The following is a 21011-nucleotide window of genomic DNA, read 5'->3' on the forward strand; positions in this document are numbered from 1 at the left end:
CATCGGCCGCGCCGACCACGTGTGCGGGGCGCCCCGCGCTCAGGTCTACAGTGAGTGCTGTTCGACGATCGTCGTCGACACGGCCCTCGGGGAGAATGATGCGCACCGAAGCGCGAACTGTGGCACTCGCCACCATCATGGCCATCACCACGACGATCGTCGTGGGTGCCCCTGCCGCTGCGGCACCCGGTGGCACGAGCCGGACGATCGAGGAAGCAGCTGACTCGATCGTCGCGCCAGACGGTGCCTATCGGCAGTCGCTTTCGGCGACCTTCGACGCTCCGATGTCGGAAGGCGGCTTCGGGATCCCCGTGGCGGCCACGACCGTGGCCTGGGAACTCCCCGTCGAGTTCACGACATTCGGCATCGAGAAGGTCTCCATCTCCGTCCGCGGCGAGAGCGAGCGCATCAGCGGCGACCCGGTGGAGGTCGACAGCACCACGAACACCGCGATGAAAATGTTCGGTGCCGGCGAGCTCTCCGCCATCACGCCTCTGTTCGATGGAGAGCAGCCCTACCTCGCCTTTCGCGTCTACGCCGATGATTGGTCTCGCCCCACCCAGCCCATGCCGCCCAACGCCCTGTTCGTGTCGCAGTCGCCCGATCACATCGACATCACGGGCCGCTTCTATCTGATGGGGGATGACTCCGGCGTGACACCCACGATCGCGCTCGACGCAGACAGGGCGACGACCTTCGAGTACTCGGCGTTCCGCTGGTTCGAGCCCGTCGACGACCTCTGGGTCGCACCCGGCGCACCTCTCGAGGTCGGAGGTCTGAAGACCCAGCCGGGCGATCACGTGTCTGCGCGTGTCTTCACATGGGGTGAGCAGCCCGAGATCGACCCGGGTGTGGCGCTCGCCACCGAAGTGTCGGCCGAGAACGAGGTCGTGAGCGTGAGCGTGCCGCAGGAGTTCGACCTGGCGCCTCTGCTCGCCCTGTCCGGCCGGGTCTGGCTGGCTGTCGTCGTCGAAGGCCCACGTCACCAGTCTGTGTTGTATTCCAGGATCGTTCTCGGCGACGATGCGGGCGGTGGAGTCACGACCACGCGCATCTCCGGGACCGACAGGTATGCCGGAGCATCCGCGGTGGCCCGCGCGTCCTTCCTGCGGACGGCTGACACCGTAGAGGTGACCTCGGGAGAGGTCTTTCCCGATGCCCTCAGCATCGCGCCCCTGGCGGCAGCCCTCCATCGGCCGCTCCTCCTTGTTCCGTCGGCCTACGACTCCTGGGATCCGCAGTACCGGCCCATGGTCGCCTACGTGCAGACGTTCACTCCGAGGACTGTCGAGATCGTCGGAGGTCCGCGCTCGGTCTCGCCCGGGTGGGAGCTCGAATTCCAGCAGGAGCACGGTCAGACCCTGACGCGCAGAATCGACGGTGCCGACCGTTACGAGGTCTCGCGCACGATCGCCGTCGAGGCCTTCCCCGGTTCGCCCTCGACCGTCTTCATCACCACCGGCACGACTTTTCCCGACGCACTCTCGACGGTGCCGGCCGCTGCGTCCCAGCACGCGCCGATCCTCCTCGTCGACGGTCGAGGCGGTGCTCTCGACGAAGGAACGGCGGATGCCGTGCGGCGGATGCGACCGACAGACGTCGTCATCGTCGGCGGACCGGTGAGTGTGTCGCCGGACATCGAACGAGACCTGGTGAGCCGGCTCGGTGCGGGGCACGTGACACGTATCGGCGGTCCTGATCGGTATGCAGTTGCCGAGGCAGTAAACCGGGCCTACTTTTCGACGGCGCCCGAGGTGTTCCTGGCGACCGGCCAGAACTTCCCCGACGCCCTCACCGGAGGCACGCTCGCAGCCGAGCACGAGGCGCCCCTGCTCCTCGCGCGCGCCGACTGCGTGCCGGGCAGCGTGCTCGACGCCCTGGCCGACTGGGGCACCACCCAGGTGACGCTGCTCGGTGGGCCGAACTCGCTCTCCGCATCCGTGCTCGACCTGAAGCGGTGTGCGTGAGGGCGCGAACTAGGCTCGGGGCATGAGCGAGAACCGAGCGCCCCTGCCGATGCCGTTTCCGGATGCGTCGAGCGAGCTCGAGAGGCTGGTGGCGGTGACAGCACTGCTGCGGGCGCCGGGCGGGTGCCCGTGGGATGCGGAGCAGACGCACGAGTCGCTCGTGCGCTATCTCACGGAGGAGACCCACGAGCTCATCGACGCCATCGAGGCGGGGTCGCGCGACGAACTGCTCGAGGAGCTCGGCGACGTGCTCTACCAGGTCGTGTTCCACGCCGACATCGCCGCGCACACGCCGGGGGAGGAGTTCACCATCGAGGATGTCGCGGCACACATGACCGCGAAGATGGTGGGCCGGCATCCGCACGTCTTCGGCGACCTCGACCTCAGCACGGCGGGCGACGTCGAGAACGCCTGGGACTCGTTCAAGGCCGCCGAGAAACCCGCCCGCACCAGCGTGCTCGACGGCGTGCCTCTCGGCATGCCCGCGCTCGCGCTCGCCGACAAGCTGCTCGGCAAGGCCCGGAAGCTCGGCGTGACGGCGCCCGAGGTGCCGCTCGCTGCGCCCGCCGCCGACGAAGACGAGCTCGGGGCGCAGCTGCTCTCCGTCGTCGGGTCTGCGCGCGCACGCGGCCTCGACCCCGAGCGTGCGCTCCGCTCCGCCTTGCGTACTCTGCGGGCCGAGATGTCGGCGGCGGAGGTGGCGACGTCAGAGTCGACCGCGGCCGAGACCCCGGATGCGGGGGCCGACTACGTGGCCGAAGAACGGAAGCCGGGCGGCTGAGCCGCACGAGCATCCGTCGTTCTGCCGGAATGGCCTGAGACTCCGTCGTTCGGTCGGCTCGGCGGCTCGCCACGAGCAGCCGTCGTGCTGCCGGGCCGTGAGGCCGCGGGCAGCGGGGCTGCCTGCCGCTCAGGCGATGCGGCTGCCCTTCGCGAGGCCGCCGGCCGGGGTGCGGGTGGACGCCCAGGCACCCCAGAGGGCCAGGGCGGCGAGCCCGGCCTGCAGAGCGAGGCCGATGAACCAGCTCGGCACCCCGGTGCGGAGGAGCTCTTCAGGGGTCGGCTCGTCGTCGCCCTCGAAGCCCGAGACGGCGAGGGCGCAGTAGTCGGTGAAGGTCTCGGTCTCGGGCGCGATCTGCGCCTGCCGCACGCCGAGAGCGATGTAGCCGAAGAGGTCTTGCGGGTTGCCGTTGTCGTCGAAGTCGCCGTATGACGCGTCGGCGACGACGACGTAGGGGTTCACCGCGAGCAGCCCCCAGTACGGGTCGAAGCGCGGCACCGTGTAGGTCGAGGTGGTGGTGCCCGGCTTGCACTCGAAGGTCGAGCCGTCGGCCGAGTAGACGGGCTCGACGGTGGTGCTCGTCACGGTCACCTGGGTGACCGATCCGGCGATGGCGAAGGCGATGAGGGTGCCGAGGCTGAGCGCTGCGATGGTGAGGTAGCTCACCACCACCGAGAACAGCGGCTTGCGGATGACCCCTGACAGCCCCACGCCGATCGCCGAGAGCACACCGAGCTGAGCTGTGAGGATGAGCAGCGACGACAGCACCGTCGCTCCCGACACCTCGCCGAACGCCGACGCCAGCACGAGGAAGGGTGAGGTCGCCGCCAGCAGCGCGAGCGACGCCACCCAGGCGGCGAGCCACTTGCCGATGACGATCTGACCCGTGGTGACCGAGGTGACCTGGATGGTCGCCAGGGTTCCGCCCTCGCGCTCGCCGTTCACGGCGGCGCCCGAGAGGGCGGGCGTGATGAGGCTCGCCAGCAGCAGCACGAAGTAGACGACCGAGGAGTACAGCGCGCCGCCCGTCGTGCCGAAGCCGCCCGCGATGACGGCGACCCCCAGGGTCACGACGGCGACGAGGGCGAACGAGACGCCGAGGATGACGTACCACGCCACCCCGCGCACCCGCTGCTTCAGCTCGAGCGCCAGGATGAGGGCGACACCGCGCCAGAATCCAGCGAATCCGGCGAATCCGCCCGGCCCGCTCACACCCGCATTCCCTCCTGCGCCCGCGTGCCCGCTCACATCGCCCTGCCCGCTCATGCCGCGCCCCCGTCCCGCAACCCCTGCATCGTACGTTCGAGCTCGCCCGAGGCGGGCGCGAACCAGGTGACCCGCACCCCGGCCGCCACCAGAGCCGTGAGCACGGCAGCAGCATCCGTCTCGTCGGCCATCGCGACCGTGAAGCCCTGACTGTCGGCGCCGATGCGCGAGGCGTCGACCCCGATGCCCTCGAGCTGCGGACCGAGGGAGAAGCCGTCGAGCGACTTCACCCGCCACACCCGCGACGACGCCTTGGCCCGCGCCACGGCCTCGCGAGACGCGGTGACTCCGTGGTCGAGGTAGACGGCGTCGGTGGCGAGCTCGTCGAGCTCGGAGAGCACGTGGCTCGAGATGAGGATGGTGCGTCCCTCGGCGGCGAGCCCGAGCAGCAGCTCGCGCAGTTCGATGCGTGCCACCGGGTCGAGTCCCGATGCCGGCTCGTCGAGAAGCAGCACGCGAGGGTCGTTGGCGAGCGCCCGCGCGAGCGAGAGCTTCTGTTTCCGGCCGCGGGAGAGCACCCGGGTGGGGCGGGTGGCGAGCTCGGTGAGCCCGACGAGGTGGATGAGCTCCCACGCCCGCGCGGTCGCGACGGCGCGCGGATGCCCGTAAAAGCGGTGTGTCATCTCGAGCGCGGAGTGCACGGTGAGGTTGTTCCACGAGCCCAGCGCGTCGGGCATCCAGCCGATGAGCGGGCGCACCGCGCGGGGCTCCGCGACCGGGTCGACGCCGTCGATCAGGATGCGCCCCGCATCGGGCCGCAGCAGCGTCGCCAGCATGAGCAGCAGCGTGGTCTTCCCCGACCCGTTCGGCCCGATCAGCGCCGTGACGCTGCCGGGCTGCGCCTCGAAGCTCACCGCCCGCACCGCCTCCACGGCCCCGAACGCCCGCCGCACCCCCTCCACGACGATCCCCGCCCCCACGGCCGACGCCCCGCCCGGATAGACCGGTAGCTGACTCATAGTCCCCCCACTTCGTCGTCTCCGAACGTAACAGCCGGCCCCGAGGCGAGACGAAGTCGATGGAGGATTCGGAGGAATTGGGGCCCGTTGTCCATCGAGTTCCGCCACGGGGCCAGAACTCCACCGAGTTCGGGAGGGATACCGGCCGCCAAATACACTCATTCCATGGCAACTCCCGTCTCCGCACCGCGCGGCATGCGCGACTTCCTCCCCGCCGACAAGGCCAAGCGCGAGAGGGTGCTGGGCGTCATCCGCTCCACCTACGCCGCCCACGGGTTCGACGAGATCGAGACGCCCGTGGTCGAGGACTTCGACCGGCTCCACGCCGGCCTCGGCGGCGACAACGAGAAGCTCGCGTTCAACGTGATGAAGCGCGGACTCGCCGCCTCCGATCTCGCCGATGCCGCCGCTGCCGACGATCCCGACGCACTCGCCGACCTCGGCCTCCGCTTCGACCTCACCGTTCCGCTCGCCCGCTTCTACGCCACCCACCGCGCGGCTCTGCCGCAGGTGTTCCGCGCGGTGCAGATCGCCCCGGTGTGGCGGGCCGAGCGCCCCCAGAAGGGTCGCTACCGGCAGTTCGTGCAGTGCGACATCGACATCATCGGCGAGGCGGGAATCCTCGCCGAGATCGAGCTGCTCACGGCCACCCTCGCGACGCTCGACACCCTGGGCCTCACGGGGTGCCGCATCCGCATCAACGACCGCCGCATCCTCACCGGCATGCTCGACGCCTTCGGCTTCGCGCCCGAGGAGCACGCCTCGGTGCTCATCACCGTCGACAAGCTCGACAAGGTCGGCACCGGGGGAGTCGTCGACGAGCTGCGCTCGAAGGGCGCCACCCCCGCCGCCGTCGACGCGCTCGCCGCGTACTTCGAGTCGACCCCCGTGACGGGGGCTGCCGAGAGCGTTCTCCTCACCGTAGCCTCCGTGACGGCTGCCCTCCCCAAGGGGGTGGCTCCGGATGCGGTCGCCGCCCTCGCCTCCATCGGCGCGGCCCTCGAGGCGGCCGGGGTGCACGGCGAGCTCGTCTTCGACCCCTTCCTCGTGCGCGGCATGGGCTACTACACCGGCACGATCTTCGAGATCGAGCACCCCGACTTCAGCTTCTCGCTGGGCGGTGGCGGCCGCTACGACGGCATGATCGGCCGGTTCCTCGGCGAGCAGGTTCCCGCCTGCGGCTTCTCCATCGGGTTCGAGCGCATCATCGACCTCATCGACGACCCCGCGGGGTCGGAATCCCGCTCGATCGTGCTGGTGCACGACAAGGCCGCCGAGCCCGAGCGTCTGCTCGCTCTGAAGGCAGGCTTCCTGGAGCAGGGCGTGAGGGTGCGCCTCGAGCGCCGCACGAAGAACCTCACCCCGCTGCTCGACCGTGCCGCAGCATCCGGTTTCTCCCACTTCGCCCTGGTGGGGCGGGAGACGGTTCGGGCCGATGAGCTCGAGCTGAAGGAACTTTCTTCACCGGAATGACCGAAACATAGTTTACCTATGTAAAATAGTTGTTCGTGATCAACGACAACCCTTCAACCCCCGAACTCTCCGCCCTGCTCTCCGACCTCGTCTCGGTCACGCACCGCCTCACCCGCATCGCCGCCCAGGCCACGGGCGACTCCACCTCACCCGCCACCTGGCGCACGCTCAGCGTGCTCAGCTCCTTCGGGCCGATGCGCCTCGGCGAGCTCGCCAAGCAGAGCCGGGTGAGCCAGCCCACCATGACCAAGATCGTCGCGAACCTCAACGAGGTGGAGTGGATCCGCCGCATCGCTGTCGTCGACGACGCCCGCGGCTGGCAGATCGCCCTCGCCCCCAAGGGCATCGCGGCGCTCGCCGACTGGCGCGCCCGGCTCGGCTCGGCGCTCTCGCCCCTGTTCGACGATCTCGACGCCTCCGAGCTCGACGTCATCAGCCGCGCGGTCGACCTCATCAGCGAGGCCACCGAGCTGCGTGCGAAGAGCGACTCCGTCGTGAAGGCGGCCTGAGGATGGCCGCCGCGGGAAACTCCATCCTCAAGCAGCCGAAGGCCGTCTGGGCCGTCGCCTTCGCCTGCGTCATCGCCTTCATGGGCATCGGCCTCGTCGACCCCATCCTCCCCGCGATCGCGGAGAGCCTGCACGCCAGCCAGACCCAGACCAGCCTGCTGTTCACGAGCTACCTGCTCATCACCGGGTTCGCGATGCTCTTCACCAGCTGGCTCTCCACCCGCATCGGGGCGCGGCGCACCCTGCTCATCGGGCTCGGCCTCATCGTGCTGTTCGCCCTGGCGGCCGGTCTCTCGCAGAGCGTCGAGGAGGTCATCGGCTTCCGTGCGGGCTGGGGCCTCGGCAACGCCCTGTTCATCTCGACGGCGCTCGCCACCATCGTGGGCGCCGCGAGCGGGGGAGCGAGCTCGGCGATCGTGCTGTACGAGGCCGCGCTCGGCCTCGGCATCGCCATCGGCCCACTCCTCGGCGGCCTCCTTGGCTCGATCAGCTGGCGCGGGCCGTTCTTCGGCACCTCGGCGCTCATGGCGGTGGGCTTCATCGCCATCCTCGTACTCATGAAGAAGGAGCCGCAGCGGCCCACCCCGAGCCCGCTGTCCGCGCCGTTCAAGGCACTCACCCGGCCCGCTCTCGCCGTGCTCGCCGTCGCTGCGCTGTTCTACAACATCGGCTTCTTCATCCTGCTCGCGTACACACCATTCCCCCTCGGGCTGGACGCGATGGGCCTCGGCCTCACCTTCTTCGGCTGGGGCATCGCGGTGGCGGTGACCTCGGTGTGGGCCGCCCCCTGGCTCACCCGCCGGCTGCCACGCACCCGTGTGCTGTGGGTGGTGCTGCTGCTGCTCGGCGCCGATCTGGTCGCCGCGGGTCTGTTCGTGCAGTCGGCGGCGGGGCTCATCGCCTGCGTCATCGTCGGTGGCGCGCTCCTCGGAGTCATGAACACCGTGCTCACCGAGTCGGTGATGGCGGCCACCGACCTGCCCCGTCCGGTCGCCTCGTCGGCGTACTCCGCGGTGCGCTTCCTGGGCGGTGCCGTCGCGCCGCCGGTCGCCTCGCTCATCGCCGCCGCGACGACGGATGCGGTTCCCTTCTACGTCGCTGCAGGCTCGGTGGTCGTCGCCTCGTTCATCGTCATCGTCGGCCACCGGGCCATCGCTCACGTCGACCACGAGGAGGAGGCGGAGCTCGTCGAGGCCGAGGCCATCACGGCGGGGGAGCAGCTCTAGAGCTGCGGATGCGCGGCCCGCGCCATGCAGGAACTGCAATTCTGCACTTTCTGCAGGAATTAGTTGATCTGGATCAACAGTCGGCGTACTGTTGACCCAGATCAACTTTTTCTAGTTCTGGAGAACCGTGTCCCTGAAAACCTCCGACGCGCCCGCGCAGGGCGCCGACCAGGCATCGCCCTCGCGCCGCGACGTGCTCGTCCCCCTCTCCGGCCTCCTGCTCGGCATGTTCGTGGCGATGCTCGCGTCGACCGTGGTGTCGAGCTCGCTGCCGAAGATCATCGGCGACCTGGGCGGCACCCAGGCCGGCTACACCTGGGTCGTCACCTCGACCCTGCTGGCCACCACCGTCTCGACGCCCATCTGGGGCAAGCTCGCGGATCTCACCAACCGCAAGCTCCTCATCCAGCTCTCGCTCGTCGTCTTCGTCGTCGGCTCCGCGCTCGCCGGTCTCAGCCAGTCGACCGAGATGCTCATCCTCTTCCGCGTGCTGCAGGGCCTCGGCGCGGGCGGTCTCACCGCCCTCGTGCAGGTCGCGATGGCCGACATCATCCCGCCCCGCGAGCGTGGCCGCTACATGGGCCTGCTCGGTGCGGTGATGGCTGTCGCCACGGTGGGTGGCCCGCTGCTCGGCGGTGTCATCACCGACTCCATCGGCTGGCGCTGGAACTTCTACATCGCCGTGCCCTTCGCGGTCGCCGCGCTCATCGTGCTGCAGCGCACCCTGCACATCCCATCGCACCGCCGCAAGGTCACCATCGACTACCTCGGCGCCGTGCTCATCGCCGCGGGAGTGTCCCTGCTGCTCATCTGGGTCACCATGGCGGGCAACCAGTTCGACTGGGGTTCGGTGACGAGCATCCTCATGGTCGTCGGCGCCGTCGCTCTGCTGGGTCTCGCCGTTCTGACCGAGCTCAAGGTGAAGGAGCCCATCATCCCGATGACGCTCTTCCGCAACCGCACCTTCTGGCTGGCGGTCGTCGCCTCCATCTCGGTGGGCGTCGCGATGTTCGGCACGAGCGTCTTCCTCAGCCAGTACATGCAGCTGGCGCGCGGCAAGACCCCCACCGAGTCGGGGCTCTACACGATTCCGATGATCGCCGGCGTGCTGGTGTCGAGCATGGTGATCGGTCAGGTCATCAGCCGCACCGGTAAGTGGAAGCGGTACATGGTCACCGGTTCGGTGCTGCTCACCATCGGCCTCGCGCTCATGGGCACCATCCGCTACGACACGAGCTTCGCCCTGGTCTTCCTCTACATGTTCGTCATGGGCGCCGGGGTCGGAATGGTGATGCAGAACCTCGTGCTCATCGTTCAGAACGCCGTCGATCCGCGCCAGATCGGCACGGCGAGCGCCTCGGTCGCCTTCTTCCGCAGCCTCGGCGGCACCATCGGCGTGAGCGTCATGGGTGCCGTGCTCGGAAGCCGCATCACCACGCTCGTCACCGACGGTCTCACGAAGCTCGGCGTCGACCCCTCGCAAGCCGGAGGACTCGAGGGCGGCGGCATCCCCGACCTGTCGAAGCTGCCCGATCCCATCCGCATCCTGGTGGAGTCGGCCTACGGCGAGGCCGTCGCCGACGTGTTCCTCATCGCTGTGCCGCTCGCGGTGATCTCCATCGTCGCCATCTCCCTGCTGCCGAACCGCGCACTCGGCACGAAGACCTCGGTCGAGCAGATCGCCGAGCAGGAGGCCGCCACCGTGGTCGCCGTCTCGGGTGCCGAGGTCGCCGCCGACACCGAGGGCGTCAGCCTCACCCTCGAGGAGGACGACGCCGAGCGGAGCGGGCGGCCGGGCTCGCGATGACTCCCGATACCCTGGAGGTTGTGAACAGCACCGATCGATCCGAAGCCATCCTCGCCGTCGAAGGCGAGATGGCGCGGATCCTCCGGCGGGTGAGGATGGTCGTGCAGCATCACGCGCAGCTGTTCTCGCCCGAGCTCCAGCCGTCGGGGTATCTCGTGCTCGGCTTCATCGTGAAGCACCACCCCACGCCGCCCGGTGAGATCATCGCCCAGCTCGGCATCGACAAGAGCGCCCTCAGCAGGCAGCTGCGGGTGCTGAAAGACCTGGGCTTCGTCACCAGCGAGCCCGCCCCGGCCGACGGGCGCGCCAGTCTGTACGCCCCCACGGATGCGACGGTGGAGCGCATGGCGAGCATCCGCCGGGAGACCCAGAGCCTCTACGCCGACGTGTTCGCCGACTGGAGCGACGGCGACGTCGCCCAGTTCGTGCGACTGCTCGGCGAGTTCAACGACAGGATCGAACGGCGATGACCACCACGTCACTGCGGGAGCGCAAGAAGGTGGAGACCAGGCAGGCCATCCACGAGGCCGCACTGCGGCTGGTGGCCGAGAACGGCACCGCCCACGCCTCGGTCGACGCGATCTGCTCCGAGGCGGGCGTCTCCACCCGAACCTTCTTCAACTACTTCCCGTCGAAGGTGTCGGCGATCGTCGGGCTGTCGTCGTTCGAGGTGACGGATGCGCAACGCGAGGCCTTCCTTCACAACGACGGAGAGCGATGGCTGGTGCGCGACCTGTGCACCCTCGTCGGCGGCATCATGGATGCTTCGGCGCGCGACGGCTCCGACCGCCAGGCGATCCGTGAGCTGCTGCACCGGCGGCCCGAACTCACCCCCGACGTCATCAAGTTCGCCGCCGAGCTGCGGCACGACATCGTGCTGCTGGCGAGCCGGCGCACCACCCCCGAGCGCGCCCAGCTCTCGGTGGCGATGGTGATGTCGGCGGTCGACTGCGCCCTCCACCGGCCGCTCGAGACCGACGCCTTCGAAGGCGGTGCCGAGGAGTTCGCGGAGTGGCTGTTCGGCGCCGTCACGACCATGCAGGCGGTCTGCCGCGACTCGTTAGACTAGCCTGCGGCGGGCGCAGCAACGCGACCACCACCCCGCTTGCTATCAGAGGAGAAACCACCCGTGGCACTCATCGAAGCCGTTGGCGCTCGAGAAATCCTAGACTCGCGAGGAAACCCGACCGTCGAGGTCGAAGTCCTCCTCGACGACGGCGTCGTCTCGCGCGCCGCCGTCCCCTCCGGCGCCTCCACCGGAGCGTTCGAGGCCTACGAGCTGCGCGACGGCGACAAGGGTCGCTACCTCGGCAAGGGCGTCGAGAAGGCGGTCGACGCCGTCATCGACGAGCTCGGCCCGGCGATCGAGGGCTTCGACGCCACCGACCAGCGTCTCGTTGACGCCGCGCTCATCGAGCGCGACGGCACCGACAACAAGAAGCGCCTGGGCGCCAACGCCATCCTCGGCGTCTCGCTCGCCGTGGCGCGCGCTGCCGCCGACTCCTCCGACCTGCCGCTGTTCCGCTACGTCGGCGGCCCCAACGCGCATACCCTCCCCGTGCCGCTCATGAACATCGTGAACGGCGGCGCGCACGCCGACACCGGCGTCGACATCCAGGAGTTCATGGCCGTGCCGCTCGGCGCGGAGACCTTCTCCGAGGCCCTGCGCTGGGGTGTCGAGGTCTACCACTCGCTGAAGTCGCTGCTGAAGTCGAAGGGCCTGTCGACCGGTCTCGGCGACGAGGGCGGCTTCGCCCCTGAGCTCCCGAACAACCGTGAGGCGCTCGACTTCATCCTCGAGGCCGTCACCCAGGCCGGGTTCACGCCGGGCACCGACGTCGCGCTCGCGCTCGACGTGGCCTCCACCGAGTTCTTCGAGAACGGCTCGTACTCCTTCGAGGGCAAGCAGCTGTCGTCGCAGGAGCTGTCGGCGTACTACGCCGAGCTCGTGGCGAACTACCCGCTGGTCTCGATCGAAGACCCGCTGGCCGAAGACGACTGGGAGGGCTGGACGCACCTCACCGCCGAGCTCGGCCAGAAGGTGCAGCTCGTCGGCGACGACCTCTACGTCACCAACCCGAAGCGTCTCGCCCAGGGCATCGCCCAGAAGGCCGGCAACTCGATCCTGGTGAAGGTGAACCAGATCGGTACCCTCACCGAGACCCTCGACGCCGTCTCGCTGGCGCAGCGCTCGGGCATGACGGCGATCCTGTCGCACCGCTCGGGTGAGACCGAGGACACCACCATCGCCGACCTCGCCGTCGCCACCGACGCCGGCCAGATCAAGACCGGTGCGCCTGCCCGGAGCGAGCGCGTGGCCAAGTACAATCAGTTGCTCAGGATCGAGGAGGAGCTCGCCGAGGCCGCCGTCTACGCCGGCCGCAGCGCGTTCCCCCGTTTCACCGCCTAGCATCCCGCGAGGCGCCGAGAAGCAGAGGTAGTCATGCGGCAGCGCGCACCCGAATCCCGCTCGAAGCGGATTCCGGTCGCGCTGCCGCAGGCCACCGCCGCCGGCCCGGGAAGCTGGCTGCGGAGCATCCGCTTCTCCGGGTTCACCGTACTCATGTTCGTCGTGATCGTGATGTTCGTCATCATCATCGCGCCGGGTCTTCGCGTCTACATCGAGCAGCGGCAGCAGCTCGCCGCGTTGCACGCTGCCGTCGACGACCGCAGTGCCGAGAACGACAGCCTCACCGAACAGGTCGCCCGGTGGAGCGACCCGGCCTACATCAAGGCCGAGGCCCGCGACCGGCTGTACTACGTGATGCCCGGTGAGACGAGCTTCCTGGTGGTCGACGACGTGCCTGCGGTCTCCGGCGGCGGCACCGACGGTGCACCGAGCGACACCATCAGCACCACGCAGGTGGACTGGCTGTCGTCGCTGTTCGTCTCCGGCATGACCGCCGGGCTCTCCACCGCCACCCCCGACCAGCTTCAGAACGACGGAGTCGTACAGTGAGACCGCCCTTCGAGCCCGCCTCCGAGCGCGACCTGAAGGTCGCCTCGGCGCAGCTCGGCCGACCGGTGCGCAATGTGCTCGGCATCGCCGCGCGCTGCGTCTGCGGCAACCCCACGGTGGTCGCGACCGCACCCCGGCTCGCCGACGGCACACCGTTCCCCACGCTCTACTACTTGAGCCACCCCGCCGCGACGGCGGCGATGAGCGATCTCGAGGCCGAGCACGTCATGGCCGAGCTGCAGCAGTCGCTCGCCGACGACCCGGCACGCGGCGAGGCCTATGCGGCTGCGCACGAGTCGTACCTCGCCGACCGTGCCGTCTACGGCGAGGTCGCCGAGATCGCCGGCATCTCGGCCGGCGGCATGCCCACGCGCGTGAAGTGCCTGCACGCGTTGGCCGCCCATTCGCTCGCGGCCGGGCCCGGCGTGAACCCCATCGGCGACCTCGCCCTCGAGCGCGGCGACTGGTCGCCCGCCGTCTGCGAGTGCGTCGACTACGTGCTCGAGCCCTGATGGCGGCTGTGCGGCGGGCGACTGCAGCTGCGGTGATCGCCCTGGCGGTCTTCGCGCCGCTCGCCGTCGCGGCGCCCGCCCAGGCCGACTCCGTGCGCGGCGCGGAGTACTGGCTCGACGCCTACGGTTTCGACGACGCCTGGCAGTACACCCTCGGCGCCGGCGCGACGGTCGCCGTCATCGACACCGGGGTCGACGGCAGCGTGCCCGAACTCCGCGGCGCCGTCGTCGACGGCACCGACGTGTCGGGGCTCGGCGCGCCCGACGGGCAGCTGCCCGTCGGCGACGACAACCCCGAGCACGGCACCATGGTCGCCTCCCTCATCGCCGGTCGCGGCACCGGCTACGGCGACGGGGTGCTCGGCGTGGCGCCCGAGGCGTCTCTGCTGTCGATCTCGATCGCGCTGGCCAACGGCGAGGTCGTCGACCCCGACGAGCAGGTCGCCGACGCCGTGCGCTGGGCGGTCGACCACGGGGCCGACGTCATCAACATGTCGCTCACCCGCAACAGCCTCGACTGGCCGGAGAGCTGGGATGACGCCTTCTCCTACGCCTTCGACCACGACGTCGTGGTGGTCGCTGCCGCGGGCAACCGGGCCAACGGCACCAACGAGGTGGGAGCCCCCGCCACCATCCCCGGCGTGGTCGCCGTGGCCGGAGTCGACGTGGCGGGCGACGCGAGCTTCGACGCCTCCTCGCAGGGCATCACCATCGCCGTGGCGGCTCCGAGCGAACAGCTGGTGGGGGTCGTGCCGGGCGGCGGTTACGTCGACTGGAGCGGCACCAGCGGAGCCGCCCCCCTCGTGAGCGGCTTGGCGGCGCTCGTGAAGGCCGCGCATCCGGAGCTCGATGCGGCCAACGTGATCAACCGCATCGTCGCGACCGCACGACCGAAGGGGGAGCCGGTTCCCGGGCCCATCTACGGTCACGGTCTCATCGATGCCGGTGCTGCGGTCGGCGCCGACGTCGCGCCCGTCACCGCGAACCCCATGGGCGACCTCGATTCGTGGATCTCGACCTACCGCCCCTCCTCCGATGCAGGATCGATCGACTCCATCGTCATCCCCGCCGACTCGCCCCCTCCCACCCCGCCGCCCGCCGTGGCTCTGGAGGAGGGCGAACCCGGGGTGTACACTCTGATTCACTGGGCGGTGCCGCTGGGGCTGCTGCTCGGCTTCCTCATCCTCATGGCGACACTCGCTCTGGGGGCTGTCGCTCATTTCAGGCGACTGCTCCACAAGTAGTAGCCTGTACCCAGGCCACCTGTACTGAGGAGAGCGTTTCACTGTGCCCAAGATCCTGATTGTCGGCGGCGGCTACGCCGGGTTCTACACCGCGTGGAAGCTGGAGAAGTGGCTCAGGTCCGGCGAGGCCGAGGTCACTGTCGTCGACCCGCTGCCCTACATGACCTACCAGCCCTTCCTCCCCGAGGTGGCAGCCGGCTCCATCGAGCCCCGTCACGCCGTCACCGGGCTCCGTCGTCACCTCAAGAAGACGCGCGTCGTCGCGGGCAAGGTCACGAAGATCAGCCACGCCGACAAGACCGCGCACATCGTGGCGAACGTCGGCGAGGAGTGGGACGAGGAGTACGACCAGATCGTCGTCACCGCGGGCGCCGTCTCGCGCACCTTCCCCATCCCTGGTGTCGCCGACGAGGCGATCGGCCTCAAGACGATCGAGGAGGCGACCGCCATCCGCGACCGCATCCTCACCAACTTCGACAAGGCGGCCCAGCTGCCCGCCGGCCCCGAGCGCGACCGTCTGCTCACCGTCGTGGTCGTCGGCGGCGGTTTCGCGGGCATCGAGGTGTTCGCCGAGCTGCGCTCGTTCGTCTCGGCGCTCATCGAGAGCTACCCCGAGATCGGGTTCGAAGACACCCACTTCCACCTCATCGAGGCCATGGGCCGCATCATGCCCGAGGTCAGCCTCCCGACGAGCCTCTGGGTCATCGACAACCTCGCCAAGCGCGGCGCGACCGTGCACCTCGACACCCAGCTCAAGTCGGCTGTCGGCGGCGTCGTCGAGCTGTCGACCGGTGAGAGCTTCGAGAGCGACCTCATCATCTGGACGGCCGGCGTCATGGCCACGCCCGACATCAAGAACTCCGACCTCCCCATCGAGGAGCGCGGGCGCCTGCGCGTGCGCGCCGACCTGCGGGTCGAGGGCGACGACGGCATCGTCGAGGGCGCCTGGGGTGCCGGCGACGTGTCGGCGGTGCCCGACCTCACGGGTGGCGGTGTCGGCGGCTACTGCGTGCCGAACGCCCAGCACGCCGTGCGCCAGGGCAAGCTGCTGGCCAAGAACATCGTCGCCGACCTGCGTGGCGAGGGCATCAAGGACTACTACCACAAGAACATGGGCGCGGTCGCCGGTCTCGGTATCGGCATCGGCGTGTTCCAGTCGGGCAAGCTCGCCATCAAGGGCCTCCCCGCCTGGTTCGCCCACCGCGGCTACCACGGGCTCGCGATGCCGTCGTGGGAGCGCAAGCTGCGCGTCATCTGGGGATGGGTGAACAACTTCTTCCTCGGTCGCGACAACGTGTCGCTCGAGGCCCGCGTGCACCCGCGCCGTGCCTTCGAGGAGTTCGCCGCCCGTCCGCGCGTCGCCGCGCCCGCTGCGGCCCCTGCTGCCGCGGCTCCGGCTGCGTCGGGTGGTGCTGCCGCTGCTCAGCCGAACGCCGAGCTCCCCGGTTCGCACAGCTCCACCCCGGCCGCCACCGCCGAGGTCAACGGTGTCGCCGCGACCGACAGCGCTCCCGAGGCCCCGAAGAACGACGCCGCGGCGCCCGCGCAGGCGAAGAAGACCGCGAAGCCGCGCACCAAGGCGGCAGCGACGGCCGGCGAGTAGCCGACCTCACGACGCGCGCCGCGCATCCGCTCAGCAGAGCCCGGATGCGCGGCGCGCTTCGCCGTTTCGGCTCCAGCCGCAGAAGCTGCCGCTACGATGAACTCCCCGCCCCCATAGCCCAATCGGCAGAGGCAGACGACTTAAAATCGTTTCAGTCTGGGTTCGAGTCCCAGTGGGGGTACGAGTATCGCTCCGAGGTGACGGCCCGCTTTGTCAGGCCGCCATCGACTTTTCCGACGCGGCGCGGGTGCGGGTCTTCGTGCCAGAGGCGGGCTACCACTTCACCGCCGCGATGACAGGGCCCGCCGCGATGGCGCTGCCGCCGAGCTGACGCTGCGCGGCGTACGGCGACCCGTCCCGGACGGCCTACTCCTCGCCGGCCTCTTCCTCCTGGTTGAAGTGCGATCCGTCGGGGTCGTGGCCCACCGCGAGTCCGTCGTCGGAGTTCGGGATGGTGCCGTCCTTGCCGAGGTTCGCCTCGTCGGTGTCCGGCTTCTTCTCGTCGCTCATGATTGCTCCTTCGGGCGGGGGAACGTGAACTCTCCTTCCTACGCCCGAACGGCGTCTCTGGCGAGGGCTTGTCAGCACTGTCGCGCGGGTGCACGGTGGGCGTATGTCAAGACGTTCTTCGGTGCCAGTTGGGGTGGCCACGGCACTTCTTGTCGTGCTGTTGGCGGGGTGTGCGCATGTGGGGGTGCCGTCGATGCAGACCGCGGCGACCGCGCCGCCGCTGCCGCCTCAGCCGTGCACCAGTGTGAGCCGCACCGCGATGGATCTCGTGCAGCAGGGTCTCACCGATGCGCGCCCGGATGCGGCGATGAACGCCATCGCCGCGATGTCCGACGGGAAGGGCGGCTGGTTCGTCACCGCGACCTTCACCACCTCGGACGCCGCCGGCGCGCTCGAGGCCGTGTGGTGGACGGGGGACGACCCCACGGTCGAGCAACCCGTCACGCTGACCTCGGTGGGGGAGACGGCCGGCGAGTACTCAGTGTTCACGGCCGGCGACGTCGACACCGGTTCACCGGCCGTCCAGGATGCCATGGCCTGCATCGAGTAGCGATCGATTCTGCGTCGCATCCCGCCCGGTTTCCGCCCGGTTCCGCGAGCGACGTGGGCGGAACCGGGCGAACTGGGTAGGGTCGAAGATGAACCGGCGCAAGGGTGCGCTGTGGGGAGATTCCAGATGAGCGGTGCCACGCACACGACCGTCGGCGTGTTCGATGCCGATCCGCGGTCACTCGCGGTCAAGAGCGCGGCTCTCGAGGCGGTGCCCGGGCTGGAGCTGCGGATCGCCGCGGAGTCGCTCGGTCAGATGCTCACGAGTCCTGCGTTCCCCACCGATGTGATGATCGTCGAACAACGGCCGGGCGAGCGCGTCTCGATCAACTACAAGATCAGGGTCTGCCGCCTCGCCGACGCGCGTGTGATCGTCGTGCGCAGTGCGGGCGCCCCCTCCGAGCTCGCCCCTGACGTCACGTCGCTCATGACCCCCGTGGCGACCTTCGAAGAGGCTATCGAGCTCATCGCGGGGTGAGCCCGGATGCGTCAGCCGATCTTCGAGTGATCGCCGAGCCGGTGCCAGGTGCGGTTGTGGTACACCAGCGGCTCGGCCGTCGAGGCGTCGGCGGCGGGGTCTCCCGCGGGCGGCGCGTGGATCTCGAGCGCCTGCACGGCGACCACGGTCGACCCTCCGGCCTCCATCTTGTTGACGACCCGCCCGCGGATCCACGCGTGCGCAGCGGGAAAGTACGCCTCACCCGTGGGCAGCCGCTTCCAGATGGACGTGTCGGCGAAGCGATCGATGCCGCTCGTGGCGCCGAGCTTCGCGATGTCGAGCTGACCGGCGCCGAGCAGGTGCACCACGACCGTGTCGGCCCGCTTGATGGTGGGGGTGCTCGACGAGAGCTCCGACACCGAGAAGACGAGCAGCGGCGGCTCGGCGCTCACCGAGAACACCGAGGTGGCGGTGAGTGCGACCGGGCCGTCTCCCGCGTCGGCGGTGATGACGGCGACACCGGCGGGGTGGTTGCGGAACGCCGCTTTGAACTGCTCGGGCGTGACCGTGGTCGCGCCCGCGGTGTGCTGGAGAACCTCGCCGGCAGGCGTCGACTTGGGCTCGAAGCGTCGGTCGGACTCGGATTTCGCACTCATGGTTCGAGTGTAGGTCGTGCTCACCTGCCGCCGGTCGCCCGCCCGTAACGGGGCGTCATCCCTCCTCGTCCTCGGCCTCGGGTACGACGAAGCGCGTCCAGGCCCAGGCCGAGACACTCACCACGGCGAACCCGATCGCCGTCACCACGAGCACCGTCAGTCCACCGTTCTGCGCTCCCCGGGCCAGAGCCGGTGCGAAGGCGAGGGCGAGTCCGGCGAAGGAGCCGAGCGTGAGCGCCACCCAGACGAGCGGCGACCAGTCGACGATGCGTCGCCCGACCGACCCGCCGAACGGCAGCAGAACGGCGGATGCTGCGCCGAAGGCACCGAGCACCACGATGGTGGTGAGCTCCGACCCTGCCGCCGCGACGACCCCCGTCGGGCCGCCGACAGCGTCGACGCCTGCCGGGCCGGCCGCTCGGGCCAGCAGCCACGCGCCGGCACCCGTGGCGAGAAGCGCCCCCACTTGCAGGGCGGCGACGATGCCGCGCGCTGCGCGACTCACGGGAGCCGTGAGAGCGACGCTCGCGACGAGCCCGAACACGAGCGCGGTGTCGAGGTCGGCGAGTCTCGAAACAAGGGCGAAGCCGGCCGAGACGAACAGCAGTCGCGGTTCGATCGCGACGTGCGCGGAGACGCCCAGGAGGCGGCGGGCGAGGAGTGCGGGAACGACGGTGGCCGCGGCGCTGAGGAGGGCCACGGCGAGGACCGCCGACAGGAACAGGCGCAGGTAGGCCGGTTCGCCGAAGACCGGTGCCGAGAGGGTGACGAGCGCCGCCGAAGCGACCACGGCGAGGGCTGCACGTGCCGGCCGGCCGAGCGCGATGCGGGGGGCCTCGTCGTACTCCTGCACCGGGGTGCGGTTGCGCCCGGTGAGGCGGGCGAGCATCCGTCGGCGGGTCGATCCCTCGGCGAGCGGTGCGGAGAGGGCTCCCACGGTGCCGGCGAGCAGGCGGGCCGGCAGCGCGACGAGCAGCAGCACGAGGGCGGCCACGACGAGGGCCACCCACCACCAGGCGCCCGCGCCGAGCACAGGCTGGAGCGCGGTGGTGAATCGTGTGCCGTCGGCCCAGCTGCCTCCGTCGCCCGGGGAGACCTGGGTCGGGGAGGTGCCGTCCGGTGCGTCGCTTCCTCCTCCGTCCCCGTTTCCGTCGGCGCCCGGAGCTCCGTCGGAGGGAGAGGGAGCACCGGTCGCGCCGTCGTCGGTTCCCGGAGCGGGCGGCGTGGTGGGCGAACCGCTCGCCGAGGGCGCGGAGGGCACGGTCGCACCCGGTGTGGGCCGGGGTGTGGCGGAGGGGGACGGCGCGCCGAACACGACAGCCAGCGGGCCCGATTGCACGCTCACGTTGCCCGCCGCATCCTGCTGCAGCACGGCGACGGCGTAGCGACCGGCGGCGAGCGGCGAGCCGGTGCACGACCAGCGTGAGTCGGCGACGGTCGCGTCGCAGAGCACCTCGGCCGCGGCGAACACCGTCACGGTGGCGCCGTTCTCTCCGGTGCCCGAGAACAGGGCGCCGGAGACGGGGAGTCGCGCCCCCGCCGCGGGCGACAGCACCACGGGTGCCTCGGGCACCGTCACGTCGACCTCGATGTCGACGGCGGGCCCGGCGGGGGAGGAGGCACCCTCGCTCCACGAGGTGGTCTGCGTCGCGGTCACCGAATACGGGCCGTCGGTGATGGCCGGGTCGAGCGGACAGATCCACGCGCCCGAGGAGTCGGCGGTGCCCGTGCAGTCGAAGGCCCCCGTGGTGGCGGTGACGGTGGCGCCCGGGTAGGCGGTGCCCTGCACCACGGCGTTGGTGAGGGGGCCGCGCGGGCCTCCCGTGACGACGGGCGCGGTGAGAACGCGCACCTGCACGCCCGACTCAGCCGTCGACCCCTCGGCGATCTCGACGGCGCGCAGGGTCGTCGAGCTCGCGCTCTCCAGCCCCTCGATCGTGCACGACCAGGCGCCCGAGGCGGGCACCTCGACGATGCAGAAGGGTTCGGATGCTCCGGCCAGCAGGATCTGCACGGTCGCCCCGGGCGTCGCCTCACCGAGGGCCTCCACGGAGCCGTCGAGCAGCTCGCCCGGGGCGGGGGCGACGATGACCGGGGGAGTCGCTTCGACCGGTGAGGGCGGCGGCGGGGTGGGGGTGCCGGGGCCGCCCGGATCGGTGGGCGGCGGCGTCGACCCGGGTGGGTCGGTCGGCGTGACGGGGGTGCGGGAGGGCTCGGGGGCGGCCGTGGGTGCGGGTGTCGGCGTGGTCTCGGGGCTCGGTGCCGCGGAGGGCGTGGGTGCCGTCGTCGCCGCGGCGGGTGAGGCACCGAGCCCCGTGCCGACGAGCGTCATGCCGATGAGGGCGAGGCCCGCCAGACCTGCGGCGACCGCCGCACGGGGACGCTTCGCCCGGCTGCGGGATCGCCCGGCGACGCCGTCACTCGGTCGCGACGGCGCTCGACCCCACACGCTCCGCGAATCCGACACCTACCCCACTCCAACACGAAACGGTGCCCGAATCCAAGTCCCAGGGCACAGTTTCGTGCGGGATTCGGAGAGCACCGTGTACAA

At 70.2% G+C, this 21011-nt stretch carries 20 protein-coding genes and 1 tRNA gene; 16 read left to right on the forward strand and 5 right to left on the reverse strand.

What is annotated here, in order from left to right; genetic code table 11:
• The first annotated feature begins 119 nt into the window (after nt 1-119).
• Nucleotides 120-1967: a cell wall-binding repeat-containing protein gene (locus ABFY20_RS07275; protein WP_368499276.1), complete on the forward strand. Its 1848-nt coding sequence runs from the start codon at nt 120-122 to the stop codon at nt 1965-1967.
• 22 nt (nt 1968-1989) lie between these two features.
• Nucleotides 1990-2748 carry a MazG family protein gene (locus tag ABFY20_RS07280; protein ID WP_368499277.1) on the forward strand — a complete coding sequence of 253 codons (759 nt, stop codon included), beginning with the start codon at nt 1990-1992 and terminating at the stop codon, nt 2746-2748.
• Between the two features lie 129 nt (nt 2749-2877).
• Here the strand turns inward: ABFY20_RS07280 and ABFY20_RS07285 are convergent, their stop codons facing one another.
• Both ABFY20_RS07285 and ABFY20_RS07290 read right to left on the reverse strand, forming a co-directional pair.
• A complete protein-coding gene (locus tag ABFY20_RS07285; RefSeq protein WP_368499278.1) occupies nt 2878-4014 on the reverse strand; it encodes an ABC transporter permease in 1137 nt (378 codons plus the stop codon).
• A complete protein-coding gene (locus tag ABFY20_RS07290) occupies nt 4011-4973 on the reverse strand; it encodes an ABC transporter ATP-binding protein (protein WP_368499279.1) in 963 nt (320 codons plus the stop codon). Before ABFY20_RS07290 ends, ABFY20_RS07285 begins: the two co-directional genes overlap by 4 nt.
• 165 nt (nt 4974-5138) lie before the next feature.
• Between ABFY20_RS07290 and hisS the strand changes: the two genes are divergently transcribed.
• The 12 genes from hisS to ABFY20_RS07350 all read left to right on the forward strand — a co-directional run bounded on the left by hisS (nt 5139) and on the right by ABFY20_RS07350 (nt 16487).
• The gene (gene hisS / locus ABFY20_RS07295; protein WP_368499280.1) at nt 5139-6446 is read left to right on the forward strand and encodes a histidine--tRNA ligase; all 1308 of its coding nucleotides are present in this window, start codon (nt 5139-5141) and stop codon (nt 6444-6446) included.
• Between the two features lie 35 nt (nt 6447-6481).
• Nucleotides 6482-6955: a MarR family winged helix-turn-helix transcriptional regulator gene (locus ABFY20_RS07300; protein WP_368499281.1), complete on the forward strand. Its 474-nt coding sequence runs from the start codon at nt 6482-6484 to the stop codon at nt 6953-6955.
• A 2-nt stretch (nt 6956-6957) separates the two neighbouring features.
• Nucleotides 6958-8181, forward strand: coding sequence for an MFS transporter (locus ABFY20_RS07305; protein WP_368499282.1), 1224 nt, complete (start codon nt 6958-6960; stop codon nt 8179-8181).
• A 127-nt stretch (nt 8182-8308) separates the two neighbouring features.
• Complete coding sequence (locus ABFY20_RS07310; protein WP_368499283.1) at nt 8309-9988, forward strand: MDR family MFS transporter; 1680 nt, start codon at nt 8309-8311, stop codon at nt 9986-9988.
• A 20-nt stretch (nt 9989-10008) separates the two neighbouring features.
• On the forward strand, nt 10009-10458 hold the full coding sequence (locus tag ABFY20_RS07315; protein ID WP_368499284.1) for a MarR family winged helix-turn-helix transcriptional regulator: 450 nt from the start codon (nt 10009-10011) through the stop codon (nt 10456-10458).
• On the forward strand, nt 10455-11057 hold the full coding sequence (locus ABFY20_RS07320) for a TetR/AcrR family transcriptional regulator (RefSeq protein WP_368499285.1): 603 nt from the start codon (nt 10455-10457) through the stop codon (nt 11055-11057). The genes ABFY20_RS07315 and ABFY20_RS07320 overlap by 4 nt, the downstream gene beginning before the upstream one ends.
• Nucleotides 11058-11117: 60 nt before the next feature.
• On the forward strand, nt 11118-12398 hold the full coding sequence (gene eno / locus ABFY20_RS07325) for a phosphopyruvate hydratase (protein WP_368499286.1): 1281 nt from the start codon (nt 11118-11120) through the stop codon (nt 12396-12398).
• 33 nt (nt 12399-12431) lie between these two features.
• Nucleotides 12432-12947, forward strand: coding sequence for a septum formation initiator family protein (locus ABFY20_RS07330; RefSeq protein ID WP_368499287.1), 516 nt, complete (start codon nt 12432-12434; stop codon nt 12945-12947).
• Nucleotides 12944-13459, forward strand: coding sequence for a DUF501 domain-containing protein (locus ABFY20_RS07335; RefSeq protein WP_368499288.1), 516 nt, complete (start codon nt 12944-12946; stop codon nt 13457-13459). The genes ABFY20_RS07330 and ABFY20_RS07335 overlap by 4 nt, the downstream gene beginning before the upstream one ends.
• Entirely contained in the window at nt 13459-14703 is a 1245-nt protein-coding gene (locus tag ABFY20_RS07340; protein WP_368499289.1) for a S8 family serine peptidase, read from the forward strand. The genes ABFY20_RS07335 and ABFY20_RS07340 overlap by 1 nt, the downstream gene beginning before the upstream one ends.
• 43 nt (nt 14704-14746) lie before the next feature.
• Nucleotides 14747-16306 (forward strand): NAD(P)/FAD-dependent oxidoreductase, encoded by a 1560-nt coding sequence (locus ABFY20_RS07345; RefSeq protein ID WP_368499290.1) that lies wholly within the window; start codon nt 14747-14749, stop codon nt 16304-16306.
• A gap of 107 nt (nt 16307-16413) precedes the next feature.
• Nucleotides 16414-16487, forward strand: a tRNA-Leu gene (locus ABFY20_RS07350).
• 185 nt (nt 16488-16672) lie between these two features.
• On the opposite strand, the gene ABFY20_RS07355 is transcribed toward ABFY20_RS07350, so the two are convergent.
• On the reverse strand, nt 16673-16816 hold the full coding sequence (locus ABFY20_RS07355) for a hypothetical protein (protein ID WP_368499291.1): 144 nt from the start codon (nt 16814-16816) through the stop codon (nt 16673-16675).
• Between the two features lie 193 nt (nt 16817-17009).
• On the opposite strand from ABFY20_RS07355, the gene ABFY20_RS07360 reads away from it, so the two are divergent.
• Together ABFY20_RS07360 and ABFY20_RS07365 are read left to right on the forward strand one after the other, a co-directional pair.
• Entirely contained in the window at nt 17010-17366 is a 357-nt protein-coding gene (locus ABFY20_RS07360; RefSeq protein WP_368499292.1) for a hypothetical protein, read from the forward strand.
• Nucleotides 17367-17492: 126 nt separating this feature from the next.
• On the forward strand, nt 17493-17843 hold the full coding sequence (locus ABFY20_RS07365; protein WP_368499293.1) for a hypothetical protein: 351 nt from the start codon (nt 17493-17495) through the stop codon (nt 17841-17843).
• An 11-nt stretch (nt 17844-17854) separates the two neighbouring features.
• On the opposite strand, the gene ABFY20_RS07370 is transcribed toward ABFY20_RS07365, so the two are convergent.
• Nucleotides 17855-18460 carry a flavin reductase family protein gene (locus ABFY20_RS07370; RefSeq protein ID WP_368499294.1) on the reverse strand — a complete coding sequence of 202 codons (606 nt, stop codon included), beginning with the start codon at nt 18458-18460 and terminating at the stop codon, nt 17855-17857.
• A gap of 55 nt (nt 18461-18515) precedes the next feature.
• Nucleotides 18516-20927 (reverse strand): Ig-like domain-containing protein, encoded by a 2412-nt coding sequence (locus tag ABFY20_RS07375; RefSeq protein WP_368499295.1) that lies wholly within the window; start codon nt 20925-20927, stop codon nt 18516-18518.
• Between the last annotated feature and the right edge of the window lie 84 nt (nt 20928-21011).

It is taken from the genome of Herbiconiux sp. A18JL235 (genome assembly GCF_040939305.1).
Lineage (GTDB): Bacteria > Actinomycetota > Actinomycetes > Actinomycetales > Microbacteriaceae > Herbiconiux.

Bases quoted from the DNA above. Each gene is read 5' to 3' on its own strand.
- ABFY20_RS07280 (WP_368499277.1), top strand. From the start codon at position 1,990: ATGAGCGAGAACCGAGCGCCCCTGCCGATGCCGTTTCCGGATGCGTCG.
- ABFY20_RS07285 (WP_368499278.1), bottom strand. From the start codon at position 4,014: ATGAGCGGGCAGGGCGATGTGAGCGGGCACGCGGGCGCAGGAGGGAAT.
- ABFY20_RS07290 (WP_368499279.1), bottom strand. From the start codon at position 4,973: ATGAGTCAGCTACCGGTCTATCCGGGCGGGGCGTCGGCCGTGGGGGCG.
- hisS (WP_368499280.1), top strand. From the start codon at position 5,139: ATGGCAACTCCCGTCTCCGCACCGCGCGGCATGCGCGACTTCCTCCCC.
- ABFY20_RS07305 (WP_368499282.1), top strand. From the start codon at position 6,958: ATGGCCGCCGCGGGAAACTCCATCCTCAAGCAGCCGAAGGCCGTCTGG.
- ABFY20_RS07320 (WP_368499285.1), top strand. From the start codon at position 10,455: ATGACCACCACGTCACTGCGGGAGCGCAAGAAGGTGGAGACCAGGCAG.
- ABFY20_RS07330 (WP_368499287.1), top strand. From the start codon at position 12,432: ATGCGGCAGCGCGCACCCGAATCCCGCTCGAAGCGGATTCCGGTCGCG.
- ABFY20_RS07340 (WP_368499289.1), top strand. From the start codon at position 13,459: ATGGCGGCTGTGCGGCGGGCGACTGCAGCTGCGGTGATCGCCCTGGCG.
- ABFY20_RS07355 (WP_368499291.1), bottom strand. From the start codon at position 16,816: ATGAGCGACGAGAAGAAGCCGGACACCGACGAGGCGAACCTCGGCAAG.
- ABFY20_RS07360 (WP_368499292.1), top strand. From the start codon at position 17,010: ATGCAGACCGCGGCGACCGCGCCGCCGCTGCCGCCTCAGCCGTGCACC.
- ABFY20_RS07365 (WP_368499293.1), top strand. From the start codon at position 17,493: ATGAGCGGTGCCACGCACACGACCGTCGGCGTGTTCGATGCCGATCCG.
- ABFY20_RS07370 (WP_368499294.1), bottom strand. From the start codon at position 18,460: ATGAGTGCGAAATCCGAGTCCGACCGACGCTTCGAGCCCAAGTCGACG.